The sequence below is a fragment of the Streptomyces cellostaticus genome (genome assembly GCF_023630175.1).
Classification (GTDB): Bacteria; Actinomycetota; Actinomycetes; order Streptomycetales; family Streptomycetaceae; genus Streptomyces; species Streptomyces cellostaticus_A.
In genome coordinates this window covers 111,530-137,290 of record NZ_JALLIN010000015.1, presented here as the reverse complement: position 1 = coordinate 137,290, position 25,761 = coordinate 111,530, and the positions used below count along the sequence as shown (strand labels likewise).

Sequence of the window (25,761 nt, the reverse complement as noted above, 5' to 3'; positions counted from 1 at the left end):
GCCCCGGCCGCGGGTGGCCCCGCGGGCGCTGGTGACCGGGCCGGTCCTGTTGGCACGGGGCGGGGCGGGGGTTCTCGCGGCGGGTGGGCGCCGGGGGCCGGAGGGCCGCCCGAGCATTCCCCCGTGGCCGACGACGCCCCGACGCCTCCGCCACCGGGCGGGCCCGGCGCCGGAGGCGCGGCGGCCGATCACCTGCCGACCGTGGCGGCCGCGTACACCCCGCCGCCCGGAGCGCCCCCGGCCCCTCCCGCCCACGCCCCCGCCGCCGCGTACGGCTACGGCGGTCCGCCGCGGGCCCAGCAGCATCCGCAGTTCCCGGCCGCCGGCCACGGTCACCCGCGGCAGCCGTACACCCCCTACGGCGGGCTCGGTTCCACCCCGCCCCACGGCCCGCCGCCGTTCACCGGGGGGCCGGAGCCGGAGCGCCCGGGCGGCCGGTCCACCGCGCTGCTCGTCGTGATCGCGCTGGTGGTGGCGCTGGGCGCGGGGGGCTCGGTGTACGCGCTGATGGTGCACGGCGGCGGTGACACCGCCGGCGCCGGACCCGTGCCGACCGGCACCACGAGCGCTCCGCCGGTCACCTCCCCGGCGCCCACGCCCACACCGACGGCCTCCGCGTCGCCCGCCGCCGAGGACGGCACGGTCCCCGCCGCCTTCCTCGGCACCTGGGAGACCAGCATCGACAACGCGAGCGGCGCCAACGCCCGCCGGCTGACCATCGGACAGGGCGAGGTCGGCGACAAGATCCTCACCCTGGTCGCGGACGGTCCCGGCGAGGGCGGCGGCACGTACCACTGCGTCTTCGAGGCCGCCCTGGCCGAACAGCCGCGCGACGGAGGTCCCTTGGAGATCGGGCCGTCCACGGTGAGCAGCGGCGAGCCGATGTCGTCCTGCTCCCCGGGCGAGGCCACCGAGGTCACCCTGCTCCCGGACGGACGGCTGAAGCGAGCGAGGGCGGGCGGCGGCGAGAGCCTGACGTACACCAGGCGGTGAGCGGAGATCCCGCGCACGGCACGCTGGTCGAACGCTCGGCGGACGGGTCCGTCTCCCGCCCCGCAGCGCGCGTACCGTGACCCCACCATCCGACTCCGGTGAGTGGCGGGGGCGTCCATGGAGTGGCTGAGCGCGGAGAACGTCGTGGCCGTCGGCACGGCGGTGCTGGGCATCGTCGCGCCCGCCGGCATGGTCTGGTAGGAGCGCCGGGTGCCGCGCCGCGAGAGGATCGGCTGCCGGGTGCAGATGGACAACCCGGTAGGCGACGACGTCCGTTCGGGCCGGGCCGACCGCCGGCTCGGCCTCTTCGACGAGGTGCCGGACATGGCCGACGCGACCCTCGTACCGCTCCGACCGGAGAACGACGGCTCACAGGGCATCGACCGCGACGACTCCCCACCACGGCCATGCGCCGGGCCGGACGCCGGAGGGACTGCGGCTGGGCCGGTGACCCGCGGCCTACCGGGGCTCCGGGGGGCGCTGGCGGGGCATGTTCGGGCGGGCGCCGTTCGCGGGCGGCAGGTGGTGCCGGCCCGCCGGGGCCGCCGGCTCCGCCCGCATGCCGGAGGCCATCGCGGTCTGGATGCCGAGCGGCGCCGACCCGGTGCGGAACGCCACCATCCAGTCGGCCGTCTCCGTGCGCACCAGGTCCTGCACGTCCTCCGAGAAGCGGCGCAGCACCCCCAGGCACCGCTCCGCGGCCTCGCTCGCCGTGCCCTCCGCGGGGCCCAGCATCTCCCGGACGCTCTCCGAGGCCCAGTCGAACTGCAGGACCTGCAGCCGCCGCTGCACGGCCTGCGCGGTCGCCACGTCCCTTATCCACCCGGAGGTGACCCCGAAGAACCGGTCGGCGCCGACGCAGGCCACCGCGAGAAGCAGCGCCAGGTAGCCCCAGGGCGCGACCCCGCCGACCACTCCGGTCATGTCCAGCAGGGGCAGCGCGGCCCCGAGGACCGCCCCGGTCGCCGCGCCGGCCCGCAGCGCCCGTGCGCCCCGCCGCTTCCACACCCGGTCCTCGAGGTACCAGGCGGCCGTGTGCAGCGCCCCTTGCTCCACCCACCGGTACAGCTCGTCGAGGCGTTCGGCGGGCTCGCCCCAGTCCCCGAGCGGGAAGGTCCGCCCGGTCAGATCGCCCGGCCGCGGTCCGGCCGGACCTTCGCCCCGACCGTCCTGGGGCGGACCCTCGGGCTGCATCTCCGGCTGACCCACCCGGCACTCCCTACTGAACACGACACCGAACACGGCACCGCGCACCCCCGTCACACCGTGTGACGCCGGATGCCGACGCGCGGCCCCCCTTCCTACCGCCCAATGGGTGGCAGGGACCCGGCTTTGCCGGCTTTTCCGCCCGGAAGAGCGCCTTGATCAGGTATAGGGTCGCCGCGGGAATCACTCGAAAGAGTGGCGCGGCGATGGCCGGGCAGACCACGTAGGCTCGTGCACAGCGAACGACGACGCAGTGGACGAGGAACCAGGAGCTGATCGTGATTCCCGGTGGTGGCCAGCCCAACATGCAGCAGCTGCTCCAGCAGGCCCAGAAGATGCAGCAGGACCTCCAGCGGGCGCAGGAGGAACTGGCGAACACGGAGGTCGACGGCCAGGCGGGCGGCGGCCTGGTGCGGGCCACCGTCACCGGCTCCGGCGAGCTCCGGGCGCTGAAGATCGACCCGAAGGCGGTCGACCCCGAGGACACCGACACCCTCGCGGACCTGGTCGTGGCGGCCGTGCAGGCGGCCAACGAGAACGCGCAGACGCTCCAGCAGCAGAAGCTGGGCCCGCTGGCCCAGGGTCTCGGCGGCGGCAGTGGCATCCCGGGCCTGCCCTTCTGATCCGCCGGCCGTTCCGGTGCCCGTCACCCGGGCGAAACCCCCACCGCCTTCCTAGGACGGGCGGCAGCCAACTACCGTACGTACCGAAAGGTCTCCAGGAAGGGCAGTCCGTTGTACGAAGGCGTGGTCCAGGACCTCATCGACGAGCTGGGGCGGCTGCCCGGCGTCGGTCCCAAGAGCGCCCAGCGGATCGCCTTCCACATCCTGCAGGCGGAGCCGGCCGACGTGAAGCGGCTCGCGCAGGCGCTGCTGGAGGTCAAGGCGAAGGTCCGCTTCTGCGCGGTCTGCGGCAACGTGGCGCAGGAGGAGCTGTGCAACATCTGCCGCGACCCGCGCCGCGACCCGTCCGTCATCTGCGTGGTGGAGGAGCCGAAGGACGTCGTCGCGATCGAGCGCACCCGTGAGTTCCGCGGCCGCTACCACGTCCTGGGCGGCGCGATCAGCCCGATCGAGGGTGTGGGACCCGACGACCTGCGCATCAGGGAGCTCCTGGCCCGGCTCGCGGACGGCACGGTCACCGAGCTGATCCTCGCCACCGACCCCAATCTCGAAGGCGAGGCGACGGCCACGTACCTCGCCCGCATGATCAAACCCATGGGCCTGAAGGTCACCCGCCTGGCCAGCGGCCTCCCGGTGGGCGGCGACCTGGAATACGCGGACGAGGTCACCCTCGGCCGCGCCTTCGAGGGGAGACGACTCCTAGATGTCTGACGCCACGCTGCACGACTCGACGCGGAACCCGGACGACTTCTCGGTCCAGATCGCGGACCAGGTCGAGAGCTTCCTGGTCGCCGTCACGGAGGTGGCGAGGGGGGACGAGCCCGGCTCCACGGTCCCCTTCCTCCTCCTGGAGATCTCCCAGCTCCTGCTGGCCGGCGGCCGTCTCGGTGCCCACGAGGACATCGTCCCCGAGGAGCGCTACGAGCCCGACCTCGGTCCCGAGGGGGACGTGGACGAGCTCCGTGAGAACCTGGCCCGCCTGCTGGACCCCGTCGACGTCTACTCCGAGGTCTTCGACCCGTACGAGCCCCGCAAGGCCTCCGTGCCGGCCCGGATCTCCGACGACATCGCCGACATCATCACCGACCTGCGCCACGGCATGGCCCACTACCGCTCGGGCCGCACCACGGAGGCCCTGTGGTGGTGGCAGTTCTCCTACTTCTCCAACTGGGGCCCCACCGCCTCCGCCGTGCTGCGCGCCCTGCAGTCCGTCCTCATCCACGTCCGTCTCGACCAGCCCCTCGAGGAGCTCGACGGCCTCGACACCGACCAGGGCATGGGCGACGAGACCCTGGAGTTCGAGGCGGGCCGTGTCATGGCCGAGGAGATCGGCGGCCCCCTCGGCATGCGCCCCGTGAAGTAGCGGCCGCGGTGTGACGCGGGGCACTTTGCGAGTGCTCCGCTCCCGGCTGGGCAGGCGCCGGTTGCGGGCGTCCGGCGTCTCACCATGCGGGAGCAGGGGGGCGTAAAACGGACGCTCGGTAAACTGAGCCGACACAAACGAACCGAGCGAGGAGCGCACGTGGGCCTTGTCGTGCAGAAGTACGGAGGCTCCTCCGTAGCCGATGCCGAGGGCATCAAGCGCGTCGCCAAGCGGATCGTGGAAGCGAAGAAGAACGGCAACCAGGTGGTTGTCATCGTTTCCGCGATGGGCGACACGACGGACGAGCTGATCGATCTCGCCGAGCAGGTTTCACCCATGCCTGCCGGCCGGGAGTTCGACATGCTGCTGACCGCCGGTGAGCGCATCTCCATGGCGCTGCTGGCCATGGCGATCAAGAACCTGGGGCACGAGGCCCAGTCGTTCACCGGAAGCCAGGCAGGTGTCATCACCGACTCGGTCCACAACAAGGCCCGGATCATCGACGTCACGCCGGGGCGTATCCGCACCGCGCTGGACGAGGGCAACATCGCGATCGTCGCCGGGTTCCAGGGCGTCAGCCAGGACAAGAAGGACATCACCACGCTCGGCCGCGGTGGGTCCGACACGACGGCGGTGGCCCTGGCGGCCGCCCTCGACGCCGAGGTGTGCGAGATCTACACCGACGTCGACGGCGTGTTCACCGCCGACCCGCGCGTGGTGAAGAAGGCGAAGAAGATCGACTGGATCTCCTTCGAGGACATGCTCGAACTCGCGGCCTCCGGCTCCAAGGTGCTGCTCCACCGCTGTGTGGAGTACGCCCGCCGCTACAACATCCCGATCCACGTACGCTCCTCCTTCAGCGGGCTGCCGGGCACGTGGGTCAGCAGCGAGCCGGTCGCGCAGAAGACACAGCAGCAAGGGGAGCAGAAGGTGGAGCAGGCCATCATCTCGGGCGTCGCGCACGACACCTCCGAGGCCAAGATCACCGTCGTCGGCGTCCCGGACAAGCCGGGCGAGGCCGCCGCGATCTTCCGGTCCATCGCGGACGCCCAGATCAACATCGACATGGTCGTGCAGAACGTGTCCGCCGCCTCGACCGGTCTGACGGACATCTCCTTCACCCTGCCGAAGACCGAGGGCCGCAAGGCCATCGACGCCCTGGAGCGCAACAAGGGCGGCATCGGGTTCGAGTCCCTGCGCTACGACGACCAGATCGGCAAGATCTCCCTGGTCGGCGCCGGCATGAAGACCAACCCGGGCGTCACGGCCTCGTTCTTCGAGGCCCTGAGCGACGCCGGCGTGAACATCGAGCTGATCTCGACCTCCGAGATCCGCATCTCGGTCGTCACCCGCAAGGACGACGTGCCGGAGGCCGTCCGCGCCGTCCACACCGCCTTCGGGCTCGACTCCGACACCGACGAGGCCGTCGTGTACGGGGGCACCGGCCGATGACCGGCAAGCCGACGCTCGCGGTCGTGGGAGCGACCGGAGCCGTCGGCGCGGTCATGCTCCAGATCCTGTCCCAGCGCGCGGACGTCTGGGGCGAGATCCGTCTGATCGCCTCGCCGCGCTCGGCCGGCCGCAAGCTGGCCGTGCGCGGGGAGGCGATCGAGGTGACGGCCCTGACGGAGGACGCCTTCGCCGGGGTCGACGTCGCGATGTTCGACGTGCCCGACGAGGTCGCCGCGGAGTGGGCGCCGATCGCCGCCGCGCAGGGCGCGGTCGTCGTCGACAACTCCGGTGCCTTCCGGATGGACCCCGACGTCCCGCTCGTCGTCCCCGAGGTCAACGCGCACGCGGTGCGCAACCGGCCGCGCGGGATCGTCGCCAACCCCAACTGCACCACCCTGTCGATGATCGTCGCCCTGGGCGCGCTGAACGCCGAGTTCGGGCTGCGCGAGCTGGTGGTGTCGTCGTACCAGGCGGTGAGCGGCGCCGGGCGGGCCGGGGTGGAGACCCTGCGGGCCCAGTTGTCGCTGGTTGCCGGGACCGAGCTGGGCACCAAGCCCGGCGACGTGCGGCGGGCCGTCGGGGACGACACCGGGCCCTTCCCGGAGCCGGTGGCGCTCAACGTCGTCCCGTGGGCGGGGTCGCTGCGGGAGGACGGCTGGTCCTCGGAGGAGATGAAGGTGCGGGACGAGTCCCGCAAGATCCTCGGGCTGCCCGCGCTGCCGGTCGCCGTCACCTGCGTCCGGGTGCCGGTGATCACCACGCACTCCCTCACGGTCCACGCCCGCTTCCAGGGCGAGGTGACCGTCGACGGTGCGCGCGAGATCCTCGCCACCGCGCCCGGTGTGGTGCTGTGCGACGACCCGGCCGCCGGCGAGTTCCCCACGCCCGCCGATGTGGTGGGCACCGATCCCACCTGGGTGGGGCGGGTCCGGCGCGCGCTGGACGACCCGACCGCGCTGGAGCTCTTCGTGTGCGGGGACAACCTGCGCAAGGGTGCCGCGCTGAACACCGCGCAGATCGCCGAACTGCTGGCGGCGGAGATCGCGGAAGACACTGTCCCCCGCGGCTAGATCGTTTGTAGTATCCATGTAAGGAATGTGGCCGGGAGCATGGTCCAAACCACTTGATCCGCGCTCCCCGGCGTCAGAGGATTTTCCTCCCCGTCCCCCGCAACCGCGCGGAGGGCGGGGAGCGTCTTTGCAGTGACCCTTGCGAGGCGTGGGCGTGAGGATTCCGGCGTGGGGACGTCGTGATCCGGGCGGGGGGCGCCCGTTCGAATGGGACATAAAGGAAGAGCGGGGCGCATGACGGCTGTTGAGGAACCGTCGGTTGTCGCACATGTGACGTCCGGCACGTACAACCCTCTTGGGGGGAAGCGTGTCCAACTGGCGTGGCAGAGGTACTCGAACTCAGTGCGGCCCGCGGCGGCGCGGCCCTCCGGTCGCCCCGTGCGGCGCTCCGGCCGCGCATGGCCGGCGGCATGCCGGTGATTGCGCCCATGCCCGCAGCGCGGCCCACCCGCATCCCCAGTCAGCGTGACGGCTCCGACGAGGCCGCCGCCGCCGCGTCGGCCGCGGACACCGCGGCCGCCGGTACCACCGTCGACCACCTCACGGAGACCTACCGGGCGCACTACCGCTCGCTGCTCGGTCTCGCCGCACTGCTCCTCGACGACACCGCCTCCTGCGAGGACGTCGTCCAGGAGGCCTTCATCCGCGTCCACTCGGCCCGCAAACGCGTCCGCGACCCCGAGAAGACCCTCGCCTACCTGCGGCAGACGGTCGTGAACCTGTCCCGCTCCGCCCTGCGCCGCCGCATCCTCGGCCTGAAGCTGCTCTCCAAGCCGATGCCGGACATGGCGAGCGCGGAGGAGGGCGCCTACGACCGGCTCGAGCGCCGCGACCTCATCAAGGCGATGAAGGGCCTGCAGCGCCGCCAGCGCGAGGTCCTGGTGCTGCGCTACTTCGCGGACATGACCGAGGCCCAGGTCGCCGAGACGCTCGGGATATCGCTGGGCTCGGTGAAGGCGTACGGCTCCCGGGGCATCGCCGCGCTGCGGGTGTCCATGGAGGCGTCGGCATGAGCGAGCACACGGAGCGCGGCGACGACGGCGTCCGCCCCGAGGACGTCCCGGCCGAGGACGTCGCGGCCCAGGACCTCACGGCCAAGGACCTGTCGCCCGAGAACCTCTCGCACGAGCGCCACGAACCCTACGCCTGGCACGAGCCGACGAAGGGTCACGAGCAAGAGCACCCGCAATCGCAAGCTGGGAACCACACTGTGAACCACGGTCCCGACGAAGAGGGCTCTCCGGAGCCCGCCACGGGCCTGGACGCGCTCGACGGGTCCGGCTCGGACGAGCAGGCCCTGCGCAGTCTGCTGCACTCGGCGGTCGGCGACATCGAACCGCGCACCGGAACCCTCGACCACCTGCGCCGTGCGGTACCGGCCCGCCGGGCCCGCAAGCGTCAGGCCGCCGTGGGCATGGCCGCCGCGGCCCTGTTCCTCGGCACCGCCGTCCCCGCCCTCGTGCACGTGTCGAACTCCGGCGGTACCGACCCCAACACCGCCATGGCGGGCCAGTCCTCCGAGGCCCAGGGCGGCGCCACCCAGGGAAAGGACCAGCAGGCCGGCGCCGGCGGCACCGGCGGCTCCCGCGGCAGCACCCCCGGGCAGGACAGGAGCAGCGGCAGGACCGGTGAGCGGGGGACGAGCGGCGGCGGCAACGGCCCCGCCGGCGCCGCCGACCCGTCCGCACCCACGGCTCCGGGCGCCGGACTCTGCACGGCGGCCCAGCTGAGCTCCGTCACCGGCGGCGCCGACGCCCCGGACTCGACGGGCGTCGTCTACGGCACCTTCCGCGTCACCAACACCTCGGGCAGCGCCTGCACCGTGACCGGCGGGGTCGTGGTCAGCGCGACGGCGCAGGGCGCGGCGGACCAGACCAAGATCGCCGTGGTCCGGCACGTGGCCGGGGACGCGGCGGCCGCCCTGCCCGACCCCTCGCTGGAGGTCGCCAAGCTGGTCCTGCAGCCCGGCGGGGCCTACGAGGAGCGGTTCGCCTTCGTGCCCTCCGAGACCTGTCCGGCGGGTGGCGGCGCCACCCCCACCGGCGGCTCCGACGGCGGCGCCGAACCCTCGCCGGACCCGTCGCCCTCGCAGGACGCGGGCGCGGGCGCGGGCGGCGGCGGCACGGACGCCGGTGGCACCGCGGGCACCACCACCCAGCTCGCCGCCGAGGAGGGCGCGGCCGACGGCAGCGTCCTGGTCGGCTACACCGGCGAGACGGGCTCCCCTTCGGCATCCGCGACGGTGTCCAACGCGTGCGCGGGCACCGTGTACTACACCGGGGTGCTGACGGCTTCGTAGCCCCGCGGGTCCGGGGTCGGCCCACGGGTCCGGGACGGCGGGTGCCGCCGGGACCGCCGGTGGCGGCCGCCGGCAGGCCCGCCCGCGGTCGCGGCGGCCTCAGACGGCCGTGGGGGCGGAGGACCTGCCCTGCTCCTCGCTCCCGCCCTGCCCTTCCTGCTCCCGCTCCGGCCCGGGCACCAGACCGAGCGCCGCGTCCCGCTGGAACTCCACCTCGCGGCGCAGCAGCCGGAACCACATGAAGACCACGAAGCCCGCGAAGACGAACCACTCCCCGGTGTAGCCGAGGTTCTGGAAGGCCTTCAGGTCGAGACCGGTGCCCTCGGGCGCGGTGACGGGCACGGCCTTCATCCCCGCGTCGGCCCGGTCGAGGGTGACCCACGCGTCGTAGAGCCGGTCCGGGACCAGGTTCACCAGCGTGGCCGAGCTGATCGCCGCGGTCTGCCCGGCGGGCAGACCGCCCCGGGCGCCGGCGCCCCCCGGCGTCTCGGACGCCTGCAGCGCACCGGTCACCGTGACCTCGCCGCCCGGCGCGGCGGGCGCCCGGGACGCGCCGGCCGTGCCCGGCAGCCAGCCCCGCACCACGGGCAGGGAACGGCCGGAGTCGGTGCGCAGCAGCGTCAGCACGTAGAAGCCGCTCCTGCCGTCCAGTTCCCGTCCGGGCACCAGGAGCTGCCTGCCGTAGCGGCCGCTCGCGGTGACCCGCCGCCCCGAGGTGCTCTTGTCGACGGGCAGCATCGAGTCCAGGGGCCGGGCCGCCTCCCGCCGGTCCGACGCGGCCTGTCCGGTCGCGGCGCGATGGTCCTGCACCCGCCCCTCGAACCGGCTGAGCTGCCAGGACCCCATGAAGACGCAGAACGGGACGGCGAGCAGCACGAAGACGTTGATGCCCCACCAGCGGGGAGTCAGCAGAAACCGGTACACGCCCACAACGGTACGGCGCCGCCGCGACCGCCCCGTCCCGGGGTCGGCCGCCCGCGCGGGCACCTGCGCACGCACTCGGGCCCGTCCGTGGGCGCGGGCCCCGTGGTCGTGATCGGGAAGTTGTCCACAGGCTGGGGGCACCGTCAGCGGACTGTCGGTCCGGCCAGGCACTATGGGCGCATGACTGGGGCGATGAGTGAGAGCAGGACGCCGGACACACCGGACATGCCGGACTGGGAGAGGCGCTTTCGGGCGCCGCGGGTCTCGCTGCCCGACTGGGCGGAGGACGCGCCGGACCGCTCCCTGTTCGTGTCGAACGCGACGGGTACGTACGAGCTGTACGCCTGGGACCGGGCGACCGGCGGGCAGCGGCAGGCCACGAACCGGCCGAACGGTACGACGGACGGTGTGCTGACCCCGGACGGCGCGTGGATCTGGTGGTTCGACGACAAGGACGGCGACGAGTTCGGTATCTGGCGCCGCCAGCCGTTCACGGGCGGCATGGACGAGACGGCGGTCCCCGGCCTCGACCCCTCCTACCCGGCCGGTCTGGCCCTGGCCCGGGACGGCCGGACGGCGGTGGTCGGCCGCTCCACGGACGACGAGGGCACGACCATCCACCTCGCCCGCGAGGGTGAGGCCACGCTGGAGATCTACCGCCACCGCGAGTCGGCCGGCGTCGGCGACCTCTCCCACGACGGCACCCTGATCGCCATCGAGCACACCGAGCACGGCGACGCGATGCACGCGGCCCTGCGCGTGCTGCGCCCGGACGGCACGACGGTCGCCGAGCTGGACGACACCAAGGGCGGCACCGAGGAGCTCGGCCTCGAAGTCCTGGGCTTCGCCCCCGTGGACGGCGACACCCGGCTGCTCATCGGCCACCAGCGCCGGGGCCGCTGGGAGCCCCTGGTGTGGGACGTGGCGGCGGGAACGGAGACCGACCTCGCCCTCGACCTGCCCGGCGACGTGAGCGCCGAGTGGTACCCGGACGGCACCGCCCTGCTGGTCGTCCACGGCTACGAGGCCCGCAGCGAACTGTTCCGCCACGACCTGTCCACCGGCGAGCTGACCCGCATCCCCACCCCGCGCGGCACGGTCTCCGGGGCCACGGCCCGGCCCGACGGCAGCGTGGAGTTCCTGTGGTCGTCGGCCGCCGAACCGCCCGCGGTGCGCTCCACCTCCGGCCGCGTCGTCCTGGACCCGCCGGGCATGAAGTGCCCGCCGTCGGTGCCGGTGGAGGACGTCTGGGTGGAGGGCCCCGGCGGCCGCATCCACGCCCTGGTCCAGAAGCCGGCGGGCGCGAAGGGCCCGTTCCCCACGGTCTTCGACCTGCACGGCGGCCCGACCTGGCACGACAGCGACGCCTTCGCCGCCGGCCCGGCCGCCTGGGTGGACCAGGGGTACGCGGTGGTCCGCGTCAACTACCGGGGCTCCACCGGCTACGGACGCGCCTGGACGGACGCCCTGAAGCACCGCGTCGGTCTGATCGAGCTGGAGGACGTGGCCGCCGTGCGCGACTGGGCGGTCTCCTCCGGCCTCGCCGACCCGGCCCGCCTGGTCCTCACCGGCGGTTCCTGGGGCGGCTACCTCACCCTCCTCGGCCTCGGCACCCAGCCGGAGGCGTGGGCGGTGGGCATCGCGGTGGTGCCGGTCGCGGACTACGTCACGGCGTACCACGACGAGATGGAAGCCCTGAAGGCCTTGGACCGCACCCTGCTGGGCGGCACCCCGGAGGAGGTCCCGGAGCGCTTCGAGGCGTCCTCCCCGCTGACCTACGTCGACCGGGTCAACGCCCCGGTGTACATCTCGGCGGGCGTCAACGACCCGCGCTGCCCCATCCGCCAGATCGACAACTACGTCCGGCGCCTCCAGGCCCGCGACGCCCCGCACGAGGTGTACCGCTACGACGCGGGCCACGGCTCCCTGGTCGTCGACGAACGCATCAAGCAGGTGTCCCTGGAACTGGCCTACGCCGACCGCCACCTGAACGGCGCCTGACGCGTCCCCCGGCACCCCCGCCGCACCCCCACCCGCCCCCGCCTCGACCGGTCCCGGCGCTCCCGGTCCCCGCGGGCCGGCGCCGGGGCCGGCCCGCCCCTTCCGACCGGGCGGGGCGGGCGGGTGTGGCCGGCCGGGGGCGGGGAGCGGAGCCCTCCGGCCGCTCACCCCAGCTCCGCCAGCCCCCGGCGAGTGGCGGCCACGACGACCCGGTCCCCGGCCCGCAACACGTGTTCCGGGCCCACATCACTCCGCCCCTCCACCGCCAGCACCCGCCAGGCCCCGCCCCGGAACGCCGTCCCCACGGTCCGCCCCTCCAGTTCCGCGTGCCCGCCCACCGGCACCGACGCGAACAGCAGCACCCTCCGCTCGACCGGCAGCGCTCCCAGCACCTGCCGCCCCAGCATCGCCCCCGCGAACGCCGGCGCCGACAGATGCGAGACGCTCCGGCTCCGCGTCGGCGCACCGGGATGCGCGGCCCGCAGCGTCCGGTACACCGCCGTCGCGAAGTCGTCGTCGTACAGCCGCAGCACCGCCCGCAGATCCGGCCGCACCGACCGGGCGTACAGCGCGGCCTCCAGATTGGTCGTGTCCGCGCTGGTCACCGCGAGCAGCGCGTACGCGCGGTGGATCCTGGCGGCCTCCAGCACCCCTTCCTGCGTCACGTCCCCCAGTACCACCGGCACCCGCAGCCGCCGGGCCGTCGCCAGCCCCCGCGCCTCCGGGTCGGACTCGACGCACACCACCGGGACGTTCAGCTCCCGCAGCCGGGTCAGCACGCGCGTACCGATCTTCCCCAGCCCCAGCAGCACCACGTGTCCCCCGAGCCCGCGCGGCGGCTTGCGCAGCGAGGAGGCGCTCCGGAAGGTGCCCAGTGCCTCCAGCACGGCCGCCAGCAGCACCGGCAGCAGCAGCAACCCGACGAGTCCCGAGAGCAGTTGCAGTACCTGCCGTCCGATCGACTGCCCGATCGCGGGATCGTCGATGGCGAACAGATCCAGCAGCGTCAGATAGAAGGCCGGCAGGGCACCGATGTCGGTGACCACCCACAGCGCGACGGCGAGGGCGGCCACACACGCCACCAGACCGGCCAGCGACCACCGCAGCCGGCGCGAGAAGAGGGAGGCGAGCGGCGGCACGACCCCGGCCCCCACCCCGACACCGCGTCCCGCCGGGTCCGGCACGGCCCCGCCGAGCGCCGACACCCGCTCCAGCACCAGGACGGACCGCCCGCGGGAGCGCCGCACCTCGTCGTCGTCGGGCAGCAGCCGGGGCTCCTGCTCCCCACCGTGCCCGCTCGCGCCGGCCAGGCCCGGCCCGCCGGGCGCGGCACCGTTCGCGGAGAGCAGCGCCAGCGTGCACAGCCCCCGGTCCGGGAGCTGACCGGCCCGGGGCGGCGGCCGTTCCACGGACCGCAGCAGCAGTCCACCGGCCTGCACCACCCTGGTGGTGCCGGCGACGGCGGCCGCGGCCAGCGCGGGCGCGGCGGTGTCGGCGTCGGACAGCACGGTCGTGGAGGCGTCCGGCCGGCCGTCGGGTCCCCCGCCGGAGGCCAGCGTCGCCGCCTGGTCGAGGAGTTCCTCGATGTACTGGCCCAGCCTGCGGTTGTACAGCCGCAGGACCAGCCGGAGGCGGGGGTTGAGCCGGCGGGCGCTCAGCGCGGCCCGGATGTTGGTCTCGTCGTCGTCGTACACGAGCGCCAGCGCCGAGGCCCGCTCCACCCCGGCCTCGGCGAGCACGGCCTCGGTGACGTCGGCGGCCTCCAGCACCCGTACGCCGTCGACGCTCTGCGTACCCGCGCCGGCCCCGCCCGGCGCTCCGGCGCCGGTTCGTCCGACGGCGGCGCTGACCATCCGGTCGAGCAGGGCGGCCGAGGCGGCACGCGCCCGCCCGACCACCGGGGGCCGGGCCACGCGCTCGTTCGGCGGCACGACGAGGGTGACCCGCTCGCCGTGGAAGGTGCGCAGTTCGGCGGTCAGCCGGTGTGCGAGAGCGTCGTCACCGCACACCACCATCGGCGCCGTCCCGGCGCCGGGCCCACCCTGGTTCGGAACGCTCGTCACGAGGGGGAGGACTGCCGCACACCGACGGGTGGTTCCGGGAACCGGACGAACTCGGGGTCAGCCGAGGCAGATCACGAGGAGGCAGAGCCCGGAGGGCGACGTGGCCGCCGGTTCGGGGCTCGTCTGCGCCGTCCCCGAGCCGGCGCCCCCGCCGTTCGCGGGCGCCGAGGTGGCCGGTGCCCGCGTCGCCGACCCGGCGCTCCCGGCATCGGACCCGGACCCGGACCCGGCATCGGTCCCGGACGGGGACCCGGACCCCGAGCCGGTGCTCTGCCGTACCGCCCGGGGCACTTCCGGAAGCGGCGAGGCGGCGGCGTCCGGCGCGCCGTCCGGCGTGGCGGTCCGCGCATCGGCGGCCATGGTGTGCCGGTCCTGCCCCTCGGCCGGGGCGCCGCGGGTTCCGGCGTGCGCGGGCGCCGCCGGGGTGTGCGCCGGGCGCGAGGCACGATGGCGGCCGGTGGGCGGTGTCGTGTCGGGCCGGGCCCCGGCGGACGCCTGCCGCTCCGCGACGCCCATGCTGTGGTGGTCGGAGGCCGAGGCGGCCCGGGCCCGGTCGCCGGACTGCCGGTCCAGGGAGGCCAGCGTGAGCCCGCCGCCGACGATCGCGAAGGCGGTCGCGACCGCCGCCCGGCGCTTGTTCTTCTTCCACCGCGCGAGCTGCCGGCGCCGGGCCGCCCGTCCCCGCGACGCCGCCGGGCGGTCCGCCACCTCGCCGTACGGCTGGAACCGGGGTGCCGCGCCCGCGCCGGCCGCCGCGGGCTCCGCGCCGGTGCCGGCGGGGTCGTCGTACCGGTCACCGGTGCCGAACGCGTCGAACGGACGCGTCCGCGCCACCGGGACGCCCGGCGCGGTACCCGGCGTGCTCACCGCCACCGGCGGGGCGATGTCGGGTGCGTAGGCCCCGCACCCGGGACACGCCAGGGCGCCGTTCAGATGCCGGCGGCACGAGGAGCAGTAGTCCATTCACGGTCTTCCTGGGTCGACGGCGCCTGCGGCCACGGCCGGGGCCTGTTCACGTTCGTGGGGGGGGATCGAGCGGCAACGGTAACGAGGCGTTCCGCAGACCGTGTGCGGCCTGTGTGGCGCTCCTGCGCACATTTCCCGAGGATCCGTGCCCGGCGCGGCACCGCCGGCTTCCGCGTCCCGCCCGCATGGGGTGACGCAGGTCACCCTTGGTGCCGTCACATCTCCCGGGTCCGGTCCGTCAAGAAGGTGCAGCCAACAGCAACCGCACAGGAGGACGTCATGGACGCTCGCTTGAACCTCTTCGCCAACCCCGTCGCCGGCAAGTTCCTCCGTTACATCAACTCGGCCGGGAAGGTCCTGTCGGACTCGACGCTGCCGCTCGCGACGCAGGAACTGGTGAAGCTGCGCGCCAGCCAGATCAACGGCTGCGGCTTCTGCACCGACATGCACAGCAAGGACGCCGCGCACGCGGGGGAGACCGCGATCCGCCTCAACCTGGTCGCCGCCTGGAGGGAGGCGAAGGTCTTCACCGACGCCGAGCGCGCCGCCCTGGAGCTGGTCGAGCAGGGCACCCGCATGGCCGACGCGGCCGGCGGCGTCAGCGACGAGGCCTGGGCCGACGCCGCCAAGCACTACGACGAGGACCAGCTCGGCGCCCTGGTCTGCCTGATCGCCCTGATCAACGCCTACAACCGGATGAACGTCATCGTCCAGCAGCCGGCCGGTGACTACGAGCCGGGCATGTTCGGCTGACGAGGACTCCGGCGGCGCTCGCGGCGGCGGCCGGGGCGGGGGCCCGGACCGCCGCCCGGAACGTCGTACATGCATATGTCCCTACGATGTACCGCCCACGACGTGCGGGGCACCGGAAGGGAGACAGGGTGTGACGGCTGACCGGCGGCGTTCCCGGCGCGGGCAGGGCGAGCTGGAGGCGCAGGTCCTGTCGGCGCTGCGGGAGTCGTGCGGGCCCGCGCCGGCCGGCTGGGTGCAGGAGCGCCTGGGCGGGGACCTCGCCTACACGACGGTGGTCACGATCCTCACCCGGTTGCTGGCCAAGGGCGCGGTCACCCGGGAGCGGGCGGGCCGGTCCTTCGCCTGGACGCCGGTGTCGGACCAGGCGGACCTGGCCGCGCGGAAGATGCGCAAGGTGCTGGACGCCGGCGGCGACCGGCAGGCCGTGCTGGCCAGCTTCGTCACCGGCCTCGGACCGGAGGACGAGCGGCTGCTGCGCGAACTGCTGGGGGAAGACCTGCCGGGGGACGACTGAGCTTTCGATGGGGGTCTTCTGATGGGCGTCTCCGTCTTCCTGCCGCTCGTGCTGCCGTTGACGGCGTGGCCGGTCGCGCGCCTGGCGGAACAGCGCCTGCATCCCCGCACGGCCACACGGCTGCTGACCGGTGTGGCGGCGGTGATGGCGGTGTGCAGCAGCGTGTGCCTGGGCCTGGTGATGGTGGTCGGCACCGCCCAGCTCCCCGGCAACCCGCTGCCGGACGCCTGGTCCGACCCCGAGGTGCGCGCCGCGGTGCCGTGCGACGGGATCGCCGGGAAGGCGGCGATCCCGGCCCTGTGCGCGGTGCTCGTGGGCTGCGGCCGGAACCTGTGGCGCCAGGCCCGCACCCGGCGCCGCGCGCACCTGGCCCTGGCCGGCCTCCGGGGCACCGGGGTGGCCGTACTGCGGGACGAGGCGGCGTACGCCTACGCGCTGCCCGGCGTACGCGGGCGCGGGGACCGCGTGGTCGTGACCACGGCCCTGCTGAACCGTCTCGGCGGCCCCGGTGAGCGCAGGGCCCTGTTCGCCCACGAGCGCGCCCATCTCGCCGGCCGGCACCACCGGCTCCTCCTCGCCGTCCACCTGGCGGCCTGCGCCAACCCGTTCCTGCTCCCGCTGCGCACGGCCGTGTCGTACACCGCGGAGCGGTGGGCGGACGAGGAGGCGGCCCGCGTGGTCGGCAGTCGCCGGACGGTGGCCCGCGCCATCGGCCGGGCGGCCCTGCCCTCGCACCACGCCCCGGCGGCGACGCTGCCGTGCCTGGCCGCGCCCGGGCCGGTGCCGCGCCGGGTGGCCGCGCTGCTCGCGCCGGCCCCGGCGGCGCGCCACTGGCCGCCGGTGTTCACCTCGGTGGGTCTGGCGGCCTGGGGCGCGGCGGTGGGCACGGCCGTGTCCGCGATGTCGTCGGCGAACTCGGCCGTGACGATGTACCTCGTCCTGGAGGCGGCGACGCCCTGGTGAGGGCGCCGGCCGCCCTCCGCCCCGGACCCGATGTCAGAGGTCGAACTCGTGCGGCGGCAGATCCAGCGCGTAGCAGGCCTCGCGGACGACGGCCTGCTCGTCCTTGTCGAAGTCGCCGTCGGCACCGCCGATGACGATGCCGATCTGGATCACCGCACGGGCCTCCGCGGCCTTCTTCTTGGCCTTGGCGATCTCCTGCATGACGCTGACCTTGCCGAAGGCGAAGTCGGCGGTGAGCTTGTCCAGGTTCTCCTCGAAGCGCCGGCGCAGGTCGTCGGCGGGGAAGTTCTGCAGCACCTCGTTGGTCCCGATGAGCTGGGCCACACGCTGCCGCTCGGAGGGGTCGACGGTCCCGTCGGCAGCCGCGACCAGCGCGCACATGGCCATGCTCGCGTCGCGGAACGCCCCGCTCTTGAGGTCGTTCTTCTTCGCCACCAACTGGGTCTGCATCTGAGACGCGGACTCCTTGATGCGGTCCCACAGAGCCATGCCAACCAACTCCACATGCGATAGACGACGTTGCGGCCGGCAGAGGGCGCGGCCGCGTCTTCTACAGCAACGTAGAAACCACTGGCGGGGTTCCCGGTGCGAGCGGTATTCATCCGGTCGGGGAGCGGGAGTTGAGCGGGCGGGTGCCCCACGGGGTGCCGGCCGCCCACCGGGATCCGGAGGGCGGCCGTGGAAGGCGGGGCCGAAGTCCGCGCCGCACAGGTGCGTTCGGGGTCCGTCCCGCCCGGCGGTCGCCGGTTCAGTCGCCGCCGCAGCCGCACCCCGCGGAGACGGACGCGGCCGCGGACCGCGGTCCGGCGGCCGGAGTGGCGCAGCAGCCGTCGCCGGTGCCGGCGCTCCCGCCGAGGGTGTCGGCGTCGGCCTTCACGACGTACACCTCCCACGGTTCCCGGCCGGGGCCGTGCACCCACACCTTGTCCTGGAGGGCGTAGCAGCAGGAGGTGTCGTTCTCCTCGAAGGTGGCCAGGCCGGCGTCCTTCAGGCGGGAGGTGGCGGCGACCTGGTCGGTGGAGCCGACCTCGACGCCGAGGTGGTCCAGGCGGGTCTCCTCGCCGGGCTCGCCCTCGATCAGGACGAGCTTGAGCGGCGGCTCGGTGATGGCGAAGTTGGCGTAGCCCTCGCGCCGCTTGGCCGGTTCGGTGCCGAACAGCTTCGAGTAGAAGGTGATCGACGCTTCCAGGTCGCTGACACGCAGGGCGAGCTGAGCGCGGGACATGGTGGGCTCCCATCGGCTTGCATTGATGTTCATCGATGTCTTTCAAGGCAAGATTGCGCCCTGAATAGAAGGCTGTCAACATAGAGGCATGTCGAATCAAGAGCTGGTGGTGCTCGGCCAGGGCGACGCCGCCGCGTGCTGCCCCGGGCTGCTGACCGCACCCCTGGACGAGGGCCAGGCCACGGAACTGGCGAAGGTGTTCAAGGCCCTGGGGGATCCGGTACGGCTGCGCCTGCTGTCGATGATCGCCTCCCGGGCGGGCGGCGAGGTGTGCGTCTGCGACCTGACGCCGGCCTTCGACCTGTCCCAGCCGACGATCTCCCACCATCTGAAACTGCTGCGGCAGGCCGGCCTGATCGACTGCGAGCGGCGCGGTACCTGGGTCTACTACTGGCTGGTCCCGGAGATGACGGACCGCCTCGCGAGCGTCCTGAGCCGTCCCGCGGGCGAGCCGCTCCCCGACCGCGCCGCGACCGCCGGAGCCGCCTCGTGAGCGCCGCCGCACCCGGGGGCGACGTGGCGGGCCGCCTGTCCTTCGTCGACCGCTACCTCGCCGTCTGGATCCTCGCCGCCATGGCTGCCGGACTCGGCCTCGGCCGACTGGTCCCGGGCCTCGGGGACGCGCTGGCCGAGGTGACCGTGGGCGGGGTGTCCCTGCCGATCGCCCTCGGCCTGCTGGTGATGATGTACCCGGTACTGGCCAAGGTCCGCTACGACCGGCTCGACACCGTCACCCGCGACCGCCGGCTGCTGCTGCCGTCCCTGCTGCTCAACTGGGTCGTCGGACCGGCGCTCATGTTCGCCCTGGCCTGGCTGTTCCTGCCGGACCTGCCCGCCTACCGGACCGGGCTGATCATCGTCGGCCTGGCCCGCTGCATCGCCATGGTCATCATCTGGAACGACCTCGCCCGCGGCGATCGCGAGGCCGCCGCCGTGCTGGTCGCCCTGAACTCCGTCTTCCAGGTGCTCGCGTTCTCCGCGCTGGGCTGGTTCTACCTCTCCTTCCTGCCCGGCGCGCTGGGCCTGGCGCGGGCGGGCCTCGACGTGTCGGTGTGGGAGATCGCCCGCAGCGTGCTCGTCTTCCTCGGCATCCCGCTCGCGGCCGGCTACCTCACCCGCCGTGTCGGCGAGCGGACCAAGGGCCGCACCTGGTACGAGACCCGGCTCATCCCGCGTATCGGCCCGTTCGCCCTGTACGGGCTGCTGTTCACGATCGTCGTCCTCTTCGCCCTGCAGGGCGAGGCCATCACCTCGCGGCCCCTCGACGTCGCCCGGATCGCGCTGCCGTTGCTGGTCTACTTCGCCGTGATGTGGGCCGGCTCCATGGCCCTGGGCCGCGCCGTCGGCCTGGACCACCCGCGCGCCACGACACTGGCCTTCACCGCGGCGGGCAACAACTTCGAACTCGCCATCGCGGTCGCCATCGCCACCTTCGGCGCCTCCTCCGGCCAGGCCCTCGCCGGGGTCGTCGGACCGCTCATCGAGGTACCCGTCCTGATCGGCCTCGTGTACTGCGCCCTCCACGCGCGCCGTTACTTCACCGCCCCGGCCGTCCCCGCACCCCAGGAAGAGCCCACCCGTGCCTGACACCGCCGTCCCGTCCGTGCTGTTCGTCTGCGTCCACAACGCCGGCCGCTCCCAGATGGCCGCCGCCTTCCTCACCCACCTCGCGGGCGACCGCGTCCAGGTCCGCTCCGCGGGCTCCGCCCCGGCGGCCACCGTGAACCCGGCCGTCGTGGCAGCGATGGCGGAGTCGGGCATCGACGTCTCGGCCGAGGTGCCCAAGGTGCTCACCGTCGAAGCCGTCCAGGCCTCGGACGTCGTCATCACCATGGGCTGCGGCGACACCTGCCCCGTCTTCCCCGGCAAGCGCTACCTCGACTGGCGGCTGCCCGATCCGGCCGGCCAGGGCGTCGACGCCGTGCGCCCCATCCGCGACGACATCGAGAGGCGCGTACGAGGCCTCATCGACGAGATCGCGCCGCGGACACCCTGATGACCACCGCTCCGGCAGGCGTCCGTGTCGCCCCGATGGGCCCCGGGCACGCGGACGGCGTCCTGCGCGTCCTCCAACTCGGCATCGACGAGGGGAACGCCGCCTTCGAGACCGCGGCGCCCACGTGGGAGCGGTTCGACGCCACCGGATCGCCGCGTCACCGGCACGTCGCCGTCGACACCTCGGGCCATGTACTGGGCTGGGTGGCGGCGGCGCCGGTGTCGGACCGCTGCGTCGACGCGGGCGTGGTCGAGCACTCGGTCTACGTCCACCCCGGGGCGCGGGGCCGGGGCATCGGCCTGGCCCTGCTCGGCGCGCTGATCGACTCGACCGAGGCCGACGGCGTCTGGACGATCCAGGCGGGCATCTTCCCGGAGAACACCGCCAGCCTCGCCCTCCACCACAGGGCCGGCTTCCGTACCGTCGGCACCCGTGAACGCATCGGGCTGCACCGCGGCGTCTGGCGTGACGTCCTGCTCGTCGAACGGCGCAGCCCGCGGGTCGGGAGATGAGACGCCGGACCGGGCCGGAGCCGGCCGTCCGCCGGTTCGGTGGGCGGTGGACCACCGAACCGGAACCCGGCCGGGCCCCGAGGTCGCGCGTGGACCCTGTCGCCCGGATCCCCGTCATCCGATGGCGCCAAGGGCCCCTGAAAATACGATTTTTGCATTTCCTGCATGCTCTGCTCGGTACGTGCCCTAACGTGCCTCATGGTCCTGGGTGAGCCCGCGACCCGCTCTCCTGCTCTCCTGCTCGACGAGTGCCGGACACCTCCCAGAAAGTGGATGTCGCCCATGGAGTTGCTCCTGAGGCTGCTGCGCATGGCCCCCGGCCTCTTCTGCCAGTGCGGATGCGCCCGCTGCGCCAAGTACGACCACTGCCACAGCCGCCGCTGCCTGCAGTAGGCACCGCGGCGCGGAGGTCCGCGGCAGCCGGCCGGGCCGATCGCGATCAGGTGATCGGCCCTGTCCGCGTGTCCGTGCCGCTACCGCCCCGCCGCGTTTCCGCCCGCGGATCCCCGATCCCCGGGACCTGCCGCAGGTCCAGCCTCCCCGCGACCGGGGCAGGTTTCCCGAGCGTCCCCACCGCCGAACCGGGCACCGACGGGAACCGGCCGGGCCGCCGGCCGGGCCGGGACGCAGAAGGGCCGACCACGACGGAGCCCCGTCGGACGTGACATGGCGTCGGACAGGGAGCGCGCCGGGCGGGGATCACGCTCAGACACCGGCCGACCGCACCCGAGTCCGCGGCCGACGTGGTGGACACACCCGGCGCAACGCGTACCCGTACGGCGTACGCCCGCTCGTGCGGCACGCCCGCTCCCGGCCAGAGTGGACCTCTGCCACCACTGCGAACCGCGACGCGTCCGACAGGGAGAGCGAGATGGCCCGGTCCACCGACACCCGACCCGCACACCCGGCCATCGTCGACGCCCACCGGGCCGCACTGCGCGACCTGCCCTTCGACGACACCCGGGATCTGGAGGACGCCCGGCGCGGCTTCATGGGAACCGCCGAGGACCCCCTGATCCGCGACGCCACGGGGCGTACGGTCTGGGACCTCGGCGCCTACGGATTCCTGGACCAGGACTGCCCCGACACGGCCAACCCGAGCCTGTGGCGGCAGAGCAGGCTCTGCGCCGACCACGGGCTGTTCCAGGTGACCGACGGCGTGTACCAGGTACGCGGGTTCGACCTGTCGAACATGACGCTCGTCGAGGGCGACCGCGGGGTCTTCGTCATCGACCCCCTGATCTGCGCCGAGACCGCCGCGGCGGGGCTGGCGCTCTACCGCTCCCACCGCGGTGACCGGCCGGTGACGGGCGTGCTCTACACCCACAGCCACCTCGACCACTTCGGCGGCGTACGGGGCGTTCTCACCGATGAGGACGTCGCGGCGGGGGTGCCGGTGCTCGCGCCGCAGGGCTTCCTCGAGCACGCCGTCAGCGAGAACGTCTACGCGGGCACGGCCATGAGCCGCCGCGCCGCCTACATGTACGGGGCGGCGCTGCCCCGGGGCGAGCGCGGGCAGATCGGCGCGGGCCTGGGACAGACCACCTCCACCGGCACGGTCGGACTGCTCCCGCCGAACCTGGAGATCACCCGCACCGGTCAGACGGAGACCGTCGACGGCGTCCGGATGGTCTTCCAACTCACCCCCGGCACCGAGGCGCCCGCCGAGCTGAACATCCACTTCCCCGACCACCGCGCACTGTGCATGGCCGAGAACGCCACCCACAACCTGCACAACCTGCTGACGCTGCGCGGCGCCGTGGTCCGCGACCCCCGTGTCTGGGCCCGCTACCTGGGGGAGGCCCTGGACCTCTTCGCCGCCTCCGTGGACGTGGCCTTCGCCTCGCACCACTGGCCGGTGTGGGGCGGCGAGCAGGTCGTCCGGTTCCTCTCCGAACAGCGCGACCTGTACGCCTACCTCCACGACCAGACACTCCGGATGCTCAACCAGGGCCTGACGGCACTGGAGATCGCCGAACGGATGGAGATGCCCCCGGCGCTGGAGCGGGCCTGGCACACCCACGGCTACTACGGCTCGGTCAGCCACAACGCCAAGGCGGTCTACCAGCGCTACCTGGGCTGGTTCGACGGCAACCCGGCGCATCTGTGGGAGCACGAGCCCGTGGCGGCGGCCCAGCGGTACGTACGGTTCATGGGCGGTGCCGACGCCGTTCTGCGCCAGGCCCGTCAGTCCTTCGCCGACGGCGACTTCCGCTGGGTCGTCCAGGTCGTCGACCACGTCGTCTTCGCCGACCCGGACCATGCCGAGGCCCGCGCGCTGCAGGCCGACGCCCTCGAACAGCTCGGCTACGGCAGCGAGAACGGCACCTGGCGCAACTTCTTCCTGACCGGCGCCCACGAACTGCGCCACGGCACGGTCGGCACTCCCACCGGGAGTGCCGGGCCCGACCTGCTGGCGGCACTCACCCTGGACCAGCTCTTCGACGCCCTCGCCATCCGCGTCGACGGCCCCCGCGCCTGGGACACCGCCGTCACGGTGCGGTGGGACCTCACCGACGCGGAGCCGGTGACCCAGCGGCTCCGCAACGGTGTCCTGACGTGCACCAGGGCGAGAACGGCGGACACCGAGCCCGACGTCACCGTCGCTCTCGCCGAAACCGACCTGCGCGACGTCCTGCTCGGCCTCGTCGGCCCCGCCGAACTCGTGCGGCGGGAAGGTGTGCGGGTCACCGGCGACATCGGCGCGCTGACCACCCTCCTGAGCCGTCTGAGCGAACCGGACGACGACTTCGCCATCGTCACCCCGTGACACGGCCGGCCCGGGAAGGGCCGGCGGCGCCCGCGCGGTCCCTCCGGCGTGGCCGCGCGAGCCCGTGCGTCCGGGCCGGAGCGAGCCGCGGGAACGCGCCGAGGGCAGACGGCACGGATCCGGACAATGACGACGGCACGGCCACAGGCCCAGCGGCTCCCGCAACGGCCGCCGGCCCGTGGAACCGGGCGGGAAGCGCAGGGAACACCGCTGTCCGAAAGATGATCACTCGTCCGCGGGACTTCGGCATACCGGGGCGATCCGGTGACGAGTCTCCCATCGGTTGCCGGAGACAGCCGAGCGAACCACCCCCTACACGAAGGAAGTCGACCATGAGCTTCATCCAGACCGGGAAGATCGACCTGAGTTCCGACAACCCGATCGAGACGAGCGGCGGCAACACCTCGACCTTCACGCGGGTCACGTTCCCGACCCCGTTCCCGGCGGGTTCCAACGTGGTCGTGCTCCCGCTGACCCAGACCTTCAACGGTCCGGAGACACCGGGGATCCGCGTCCATGACGTCACCAACACGGGCTTCCTGATCCGCCTGAACGAGGTGTACGCCGGCGCCACCAAGAGCGACGGCAAGCACACCACGGAGACCATCGGCTGGCTGGCCGCGACCGTCTGACACGCGCTCCCGCCGAGACGCGGGGACACCGCCTCCTTCGCGGCGCGCCGACCACGAGCGCGCCGCGCTGTGCGGGGCGGTGCCCCTCGGCCCCGCCGCCATGGCCCGGGCCGGATGCCCCGGGGAGCGTTCCGCGGGGCATCCGGCCCGATCCGGACCCGGCGAGCCCCCGAGCCGCCCCGGCTCCGTGGCCCCGCGCGGACCGGGGGAAGCCGCCGGACCTCACTTCGGCCGGCGCCCCGGTCGGCACGCCCGTTCCCCGGATGGCGCCACCCGGTCAGTTCATGCCGATGACGATCTTCCCGGCGCCGCGGGTCTCGGCGAACGCTCGCTGTGCGTCGTGCAGCCGGGTCAGCGGGAAGCGCGCGGCGATGCGCGGTGCCAGCACACCTGCCCGTGCCGCGTCGGCCAGAGCGGCGAAGTGCGCCCGTGTGTGCATGGAGGACCCGATGAGCGTGATGTTGTGCAGGTAGAGCCGGCGGAGGTCGAACTCCACGACCCTCCCGGCCACGGCCCCGGCGATCACCCAGCGGCCGTCGTCCCGTAGCTCGGGCAGCAGCGCGCCGATCAGGGGCCCGCCGACGACGTCGGCCACCGCGTCCAGGCCGTCCGGGACGAGGTCTCTGACCTGCCCGGCCAGATCCTCCGTGTCCCGCAGGAGGACGTGCGCGGCTCCGGATTCCCGCACCGCCTCGGCGTTGGCCGCGCTCGTCACGGCCACCACCTCGGCGCCCCGTGCGGATGCCAACTGGACCAGGGCCAGTCCCACGCCTCCGGAGGCGCCGGTGACCAGCAGCCGCTCCCCGGAGCGCACTCCGGCGCGGTCGAGCATCCCGGTGGCGGTGCCGTAGGCGACGGGCAGGCACGCCAACTGCTCGTCCGTCAGGGGGCTGGCGGTCATATCGTGCACATGATCAGCGTCGACGACGACGAACTCGGCGAATCCGCCGTCGGCCTCGCTGCCCAGGAATCCCACCGGCGGCTTGTCGGCGCTGCTGTCGCGGTAGAGCCCGGGATCGACCAGGACGCGCCGGCCCAGCACGTCCTGCGGGACCCCCGGGCCGAGGGCGCTGACCACGCCCGCGACGTCGCCGCCCTGGATCCGAGGGCAGTCGATCGGCCCCAGCCACCCGGACACGGCGTTCGGATCGTCGGGGCTGCCGTAGGCACCCTCCCGCGTCCAGATGTCCGTGTTGTTCACCGCCGCGGCTGTGACCCGGACCTGCACCTGATGCGGCGCTGGAACGGGTACCGGCCAGTCGCGGCGGATCTCCAGCTTGTCGGGGCCACCGTGGCCGGTGAGCACAGCAGCCGTCATCGGATCGCTCATGCGGGGAATCCTATGCCGGACGCCCCAATGGTCCCGTTTGCCCGCACCCGCATTCCACTCCCGGGCCACCGGCCACCGAGCGGCGACCCCCTCGACCCGCCCCCGG

The 25,761-nt window shown here is 73.7% G+C and carries 25 protein-coding genes and 1 pseudogene; 19 read left to right on the top strand and 7 right to left on the bottom strand.

All coding sequences use genetic code 11. The features are described from left to right. Positions 1-123 precede the first annotated feature (123 nt). Both MXD57_RS12440 and MXD57_RS12435 read left to right on the top strand, forming a co-directional pair. Positions 124-993, top strand: a complete 870-nt coding sequence (locus MXD57_RS12440; protein WP_308290720.1) for a hypothetical protein — start codon at positions 124-126, stop codon at positions 991-993. A gap of 117 nt (positions 994-1,110) precedes the next feature. After that, positions 1,111-1,386: pseudogene (locus tag MXD57_RS12435) on the top strand (phosphate ABC transporter substrate-binding protein); the annotation flags it as partial. A 66-nt stretch (positions 1,387-1,452) separates the two neighbouring features. Here MXD57_RS12435 and MXD57_RS12430 read toward each other — a convergent pair. After that, positions 1,453-2,202, bottom strand: a complete 750-nt coding sequence (locus MXD57_RS12430; protein WP_250401421.1) for an SLATT domain-containing protein — start codon at positions 2,200-2,202, stop codon at positions 1,453-1,455. A gap of 275 nt (positions 2,203-2,477) precedes the next feature. Between MXD57_RS12430 and MXD57_RS12425 the strand changes: the two genes are divergently transcribed. The 7 genes from MXD57_RS12425 (at position 2,478) to MXD57_RS12395 (ending at position 9,006) form a co-directional block, all read left to right on the top strand. Beyond that, entirely contained in the window at positions 2,478-2,822 is a 345-nt protein-coding gene (locus MXD57_RS12425) for a YbaB/EbfC family nucleoid-associated protein (protein WP_250401420.1), read from the top strand. Between the two features lie 111 nt (positions 2,823-2,933). After that, positions 2,934-3,533, top strand: a complete 600-nt coding sequence (gene recR, locus MXD57_RS12420) for a recombination mediator RecR (protein ID WP_250401419.1) — start codon at positions 2,934-2,936, stop codon at positions 3,531-3,533. Next, positions 3,526-4,185, top strand: a complete 660-nt coding sequence (locus MXD57_RS12415; RefSeq protein WP_250401418.1) for a DUF5063 domain-containing protein — start codon at positions 3,526-3,528, stop codon at positions 4,183-4,185. Before recR ends, MXD57_RS12415 begins: the two co-directional genes overlap by 8 nt. Before the next feature lie 159 nt (positions 4,186-4,344). After that, the gene (locus MXD57_RS12410) at positions 4,345-5,637 is read left to right on the top strand and encodes an aspartate kinase (RefSeq protein ID WP_250401417.1); all 1,293 of its coding nucleotides are present in this window, start codon (positions 4,345-4,347) and stop codon (positions 5,635-5,637) included. Continuing rightward, the gene (locus tag MXD57_RS12405; protein ID WP_250401416.1) at positions 5,634-6,707 is read left to right on the top strand and encodes an aspartate-semialdehyde dehydrogenase; all 1,074 of its coding nucleotides are present in this window, start codon (positions 5,634-5,636) and stop codon (positions 6,705-6,707) included. Before MXD57_RS12410 ends, MXD57_RS12405 begins: the two co-directional genes overlap by 4 nt. Before the next feature lie 320 nt (positions 6,708-7,027). Then, positions 7,028-7,720, top strand: a complete 693-nt coding sequence (locus tag MXD57_RS12400) for a SigE family RNA polymerase sigma factor (RefSeq protein ID WP_374114687.1) — start codon at positions 7,028-7,030, stop codon at positions 7,718-7,720. Continuing rightward, entirely contained in the window at positions 7,717-9,006 is a 1,290-nt protein-coding gene (locus MXD57_RS12395) for a hypothetical protein (protein WP_250401415.1), read from the top strand. The genes MXD57_RS12400 and MXD57_RS12395 overlap by 4 nt, the downstream gene beginning before the upstream one ends. Before the next feature lie 99 nt (positions 9,007-9,105). Here MXD57_RS12395 and MXD57_RS12390 read toward each other — a convergent pair whose 3' ends face one another. Continuing rightward, positions 9,106-9,930, bottom strand: a complete 825-nt coding sequence (locus tag MXD57_RS12390) for an SURF1 family protein (RefSeq protein WP_250401414.1) — start codon at positions 9,928-9,930, stop codon at positions 9,106-9,108. 180 nt (positions 9,931-10,110) lie between these two features. Here MXD57_RS12390 and MXD57_RS12385 point away from each other — a divergent pair, with 180 nt between their 5' ends. Next, the gene (locus MXD57_RS12385; RefSeq protein WP_374114686.1) at positions 10,111-11,931 is read left to right on the top strand and encodes a S9 family peptidase; all 1,821 of its coding nucleotides are present in this window, start codon (positions 10,111-10,113) and stop codon (positions 11,929-11,931) included. A 164-nt stretch (positions 11,932-12,095) separates the two neighbouring features. Here MXD57_RS12385 and MXD57_RS12380 read toward each other — a convergent pair whose 3' ends face one another. Both MXD57_RS12380 and MXD57_RS12375 read right to left on the bottom strand, forming a co-directional pair. Next, positions 12,096-13,946 (bottom strand): NAD-binding protein, encoded by a 1,851-nt coding sequence (locus tag MXD57_RS12380; RefSeq protein ID WP_250401427.1) that lies wholly within the window; start codon positions 13,944-13,946, stop codon positions 12,096-12,098. Positions 13,947-14,051: 105 nt separating this feature from the next. Next, positions 14,052-14,957 carry an SCO2400 family protein gene (locus tag MXD57_RS12375; RefSeq protein ID WP_250401413.1) on the bottom strand — a complete coding sequence of 302 codons (906 nt, stop codon included), beginning with the start codon at positions 14,955-14,957 and terminating at the stop codon, positions 14,052-14,054. Positions 14,958-15,239: 282 nt separating this feature from the next. Here MXD57_RS12375 and MXD57_RS12370 point away from each other — a divergent pair, with 282 nt between their 5' ends. The 3 genes from MXD57_RS12370 to MXD57_RS12360 all read left to right on the top strand — a co-directional run bounded on the left by MXD57_RS12370 (position 15,240) and on the right by MXD57_RS12360 (position 17,190). Continuing rightward, complete coding sequence (locus MXD57_RS12370; RefSeq protein WP_250401412.1) at positions 15,240-15,713, top strand: carboxymuconolactone decarboxylase family protein; 474 nt, start codon at positions 15,240-15,242, stop codon at positions 15,711-15,713. A gap of 130 nt (positions 15,714-15,843) precedes the next feature. Continuing rightward, the gene (locus MXD57_RS12365; RefSeq protein WP_250401411.1) at positions 15,844-16,227 is read left to right on the top strand and encodes a BlaI/MecI/CopY family transcriptional regulator; all 384 of its coding nucleotides are present in this window, start codon (positions 15,844-15,846) and stop codon (positions 16,225-16,227) included. 21 nt (positions 16,228-16,248) lie between these two features. Further along, positions 16,249-17,190: a M56 family metallopeptidase gene (locus tag MXD57_RS12360; RefSeq protein WP_250401410.1), complete on the top strand. Its 942-nt coding sequence runs from the start codon at positions 16,249-16,251 to the stop codon at positions 17,188-17,190. Between the two features lie 33 nt (positions 17,191-17,223). Here MXD57_RS12360 and MXD57_RS12355 read toward each other — a convergent pair whose 3' ends face one another. After that, positions 17,224-17,679, bottom strand: a complete 456-nt coding sequence (locus MXD57_RS12355; protein ID WP_250401409.1) for a tellurite resistance TerB family protein — start codon at positions 17,677-17,679, stop codon at positions 17,224-17,226. A 259-nt stretch (positions 17,680-17,938) separates the two neighbouring features. Next, positions 17,939-18,415 (bottom strand): ArsI/CadI family heavy metal resistance metalloenzyme, encoded by a 477-nt coding sequence (locus MXD57_RS12350; RefSeq protein ID WP_250401408.1) that lies wholly within the window; start codon positions 18,413-18,415, stop codon positions 17,939-17,941. Positions 18,416-18,503: 88 nt separating this feature from the next. On the opposite strand from MXD57_RS12350, the gene MXD57_RS12345 reads away from it, so the two are divergent. The 6 genes from MXD57_RS12345 (at position 18,504) to MXD57_RS12320 (ending at position 24,325) form a co-directional block, all read left to right on the top strand. After that, on the top strand, positions 18,504-18,908 hold the full coding sequence (locus MXD57_RS12345) for an ArsR/SmtB family transcription factor (RefSeq protein ID WP_250401407.1): 405 nt from the start codon (positions 18,504-18,506) through the stop codon (positions 18,906-18,908). A 23-nt stretch (positions 18,909-18,931) separates the two neighbouring features. After that, complete coding sequence (arsB, locus tag MXD57_RS12340) at positions 18,932-20,002, top strand: ACR3 family arsenite efflux transporter (RefSeq protein WP_374114688.1); 1,071 nt, start codon at positions 18,932-18,934, stop codon at positions 20,000-20,002. After that, a complete protein-coding gene (locus MXD57_RS12335) occupies positions 19,995-20,411 on the top strand; it encodes an arsenate reductase ArsC (RefSeq protein WP_250401406.1) in 417 nt (138 codons plus the stop codon). Before arsB ends, MXD57_RS12335 begins: the two co-directional genes overlap by 8 nt. Next, positions 20,411-20,923 carry a GNAT family N-acetyltransferase gene (locus MXD57_RS12330; RefSeq protein WP_250401405.1) on the top strand — a complete coding sequence of 171 codons (513 nt, stop codon included), beginning with the start codon at positions 20,411-20,413 and terminating at the stop codon, positions 20,921-20,923. Before MXD57_RS12335 ends, MXD57_RS12330 begins: the two co-directional genes overlap by 1 nt. 871 nt (positions 20,924-21,794) lie before the next feature. Beyond that, a complete protein-coding gene (locus MXD57_RS12325; RefSeq protein WP_250401404.1) occupies positions 21,795-23,693 on the top strand; it encodes an alkyl/aryl-sulfatase in 1,899 nt (632 codons plus the stop codon). A gap of 332 nt (positions 23,694-24,025) precedes the next feature. Next, positions 24,026-24,325: a hypothetical protein gene (locus tag MXD57_RS12320; protein ID WP_250401403.1), complete on the top strand. Its 300-nt coding sequence runs from the start codon at positions 24,026-24,028 to the stop codon at positions 24,323-24,325. Between the two features lie 277 nt (positions 24,326-24,602). On the opposite strand, the gene MXD57_RS12315 is transcribed toward MXD57_RS12320, so the two are convergent. Beyond that, on the bottom strand, positions 24,603-25,655 hold the full coding sequence (locus MXD57_RS12315) for a zinc-binding dehydrogenase (RefSeq protein WP_250401402.1): 1,053 nt from the start codon (positions 25,653-25,655) through the stop codon (positions 24,603-24,605). Between the last annotated feature and the right edge of the window lie 106 nt (positions 25,656-25,761).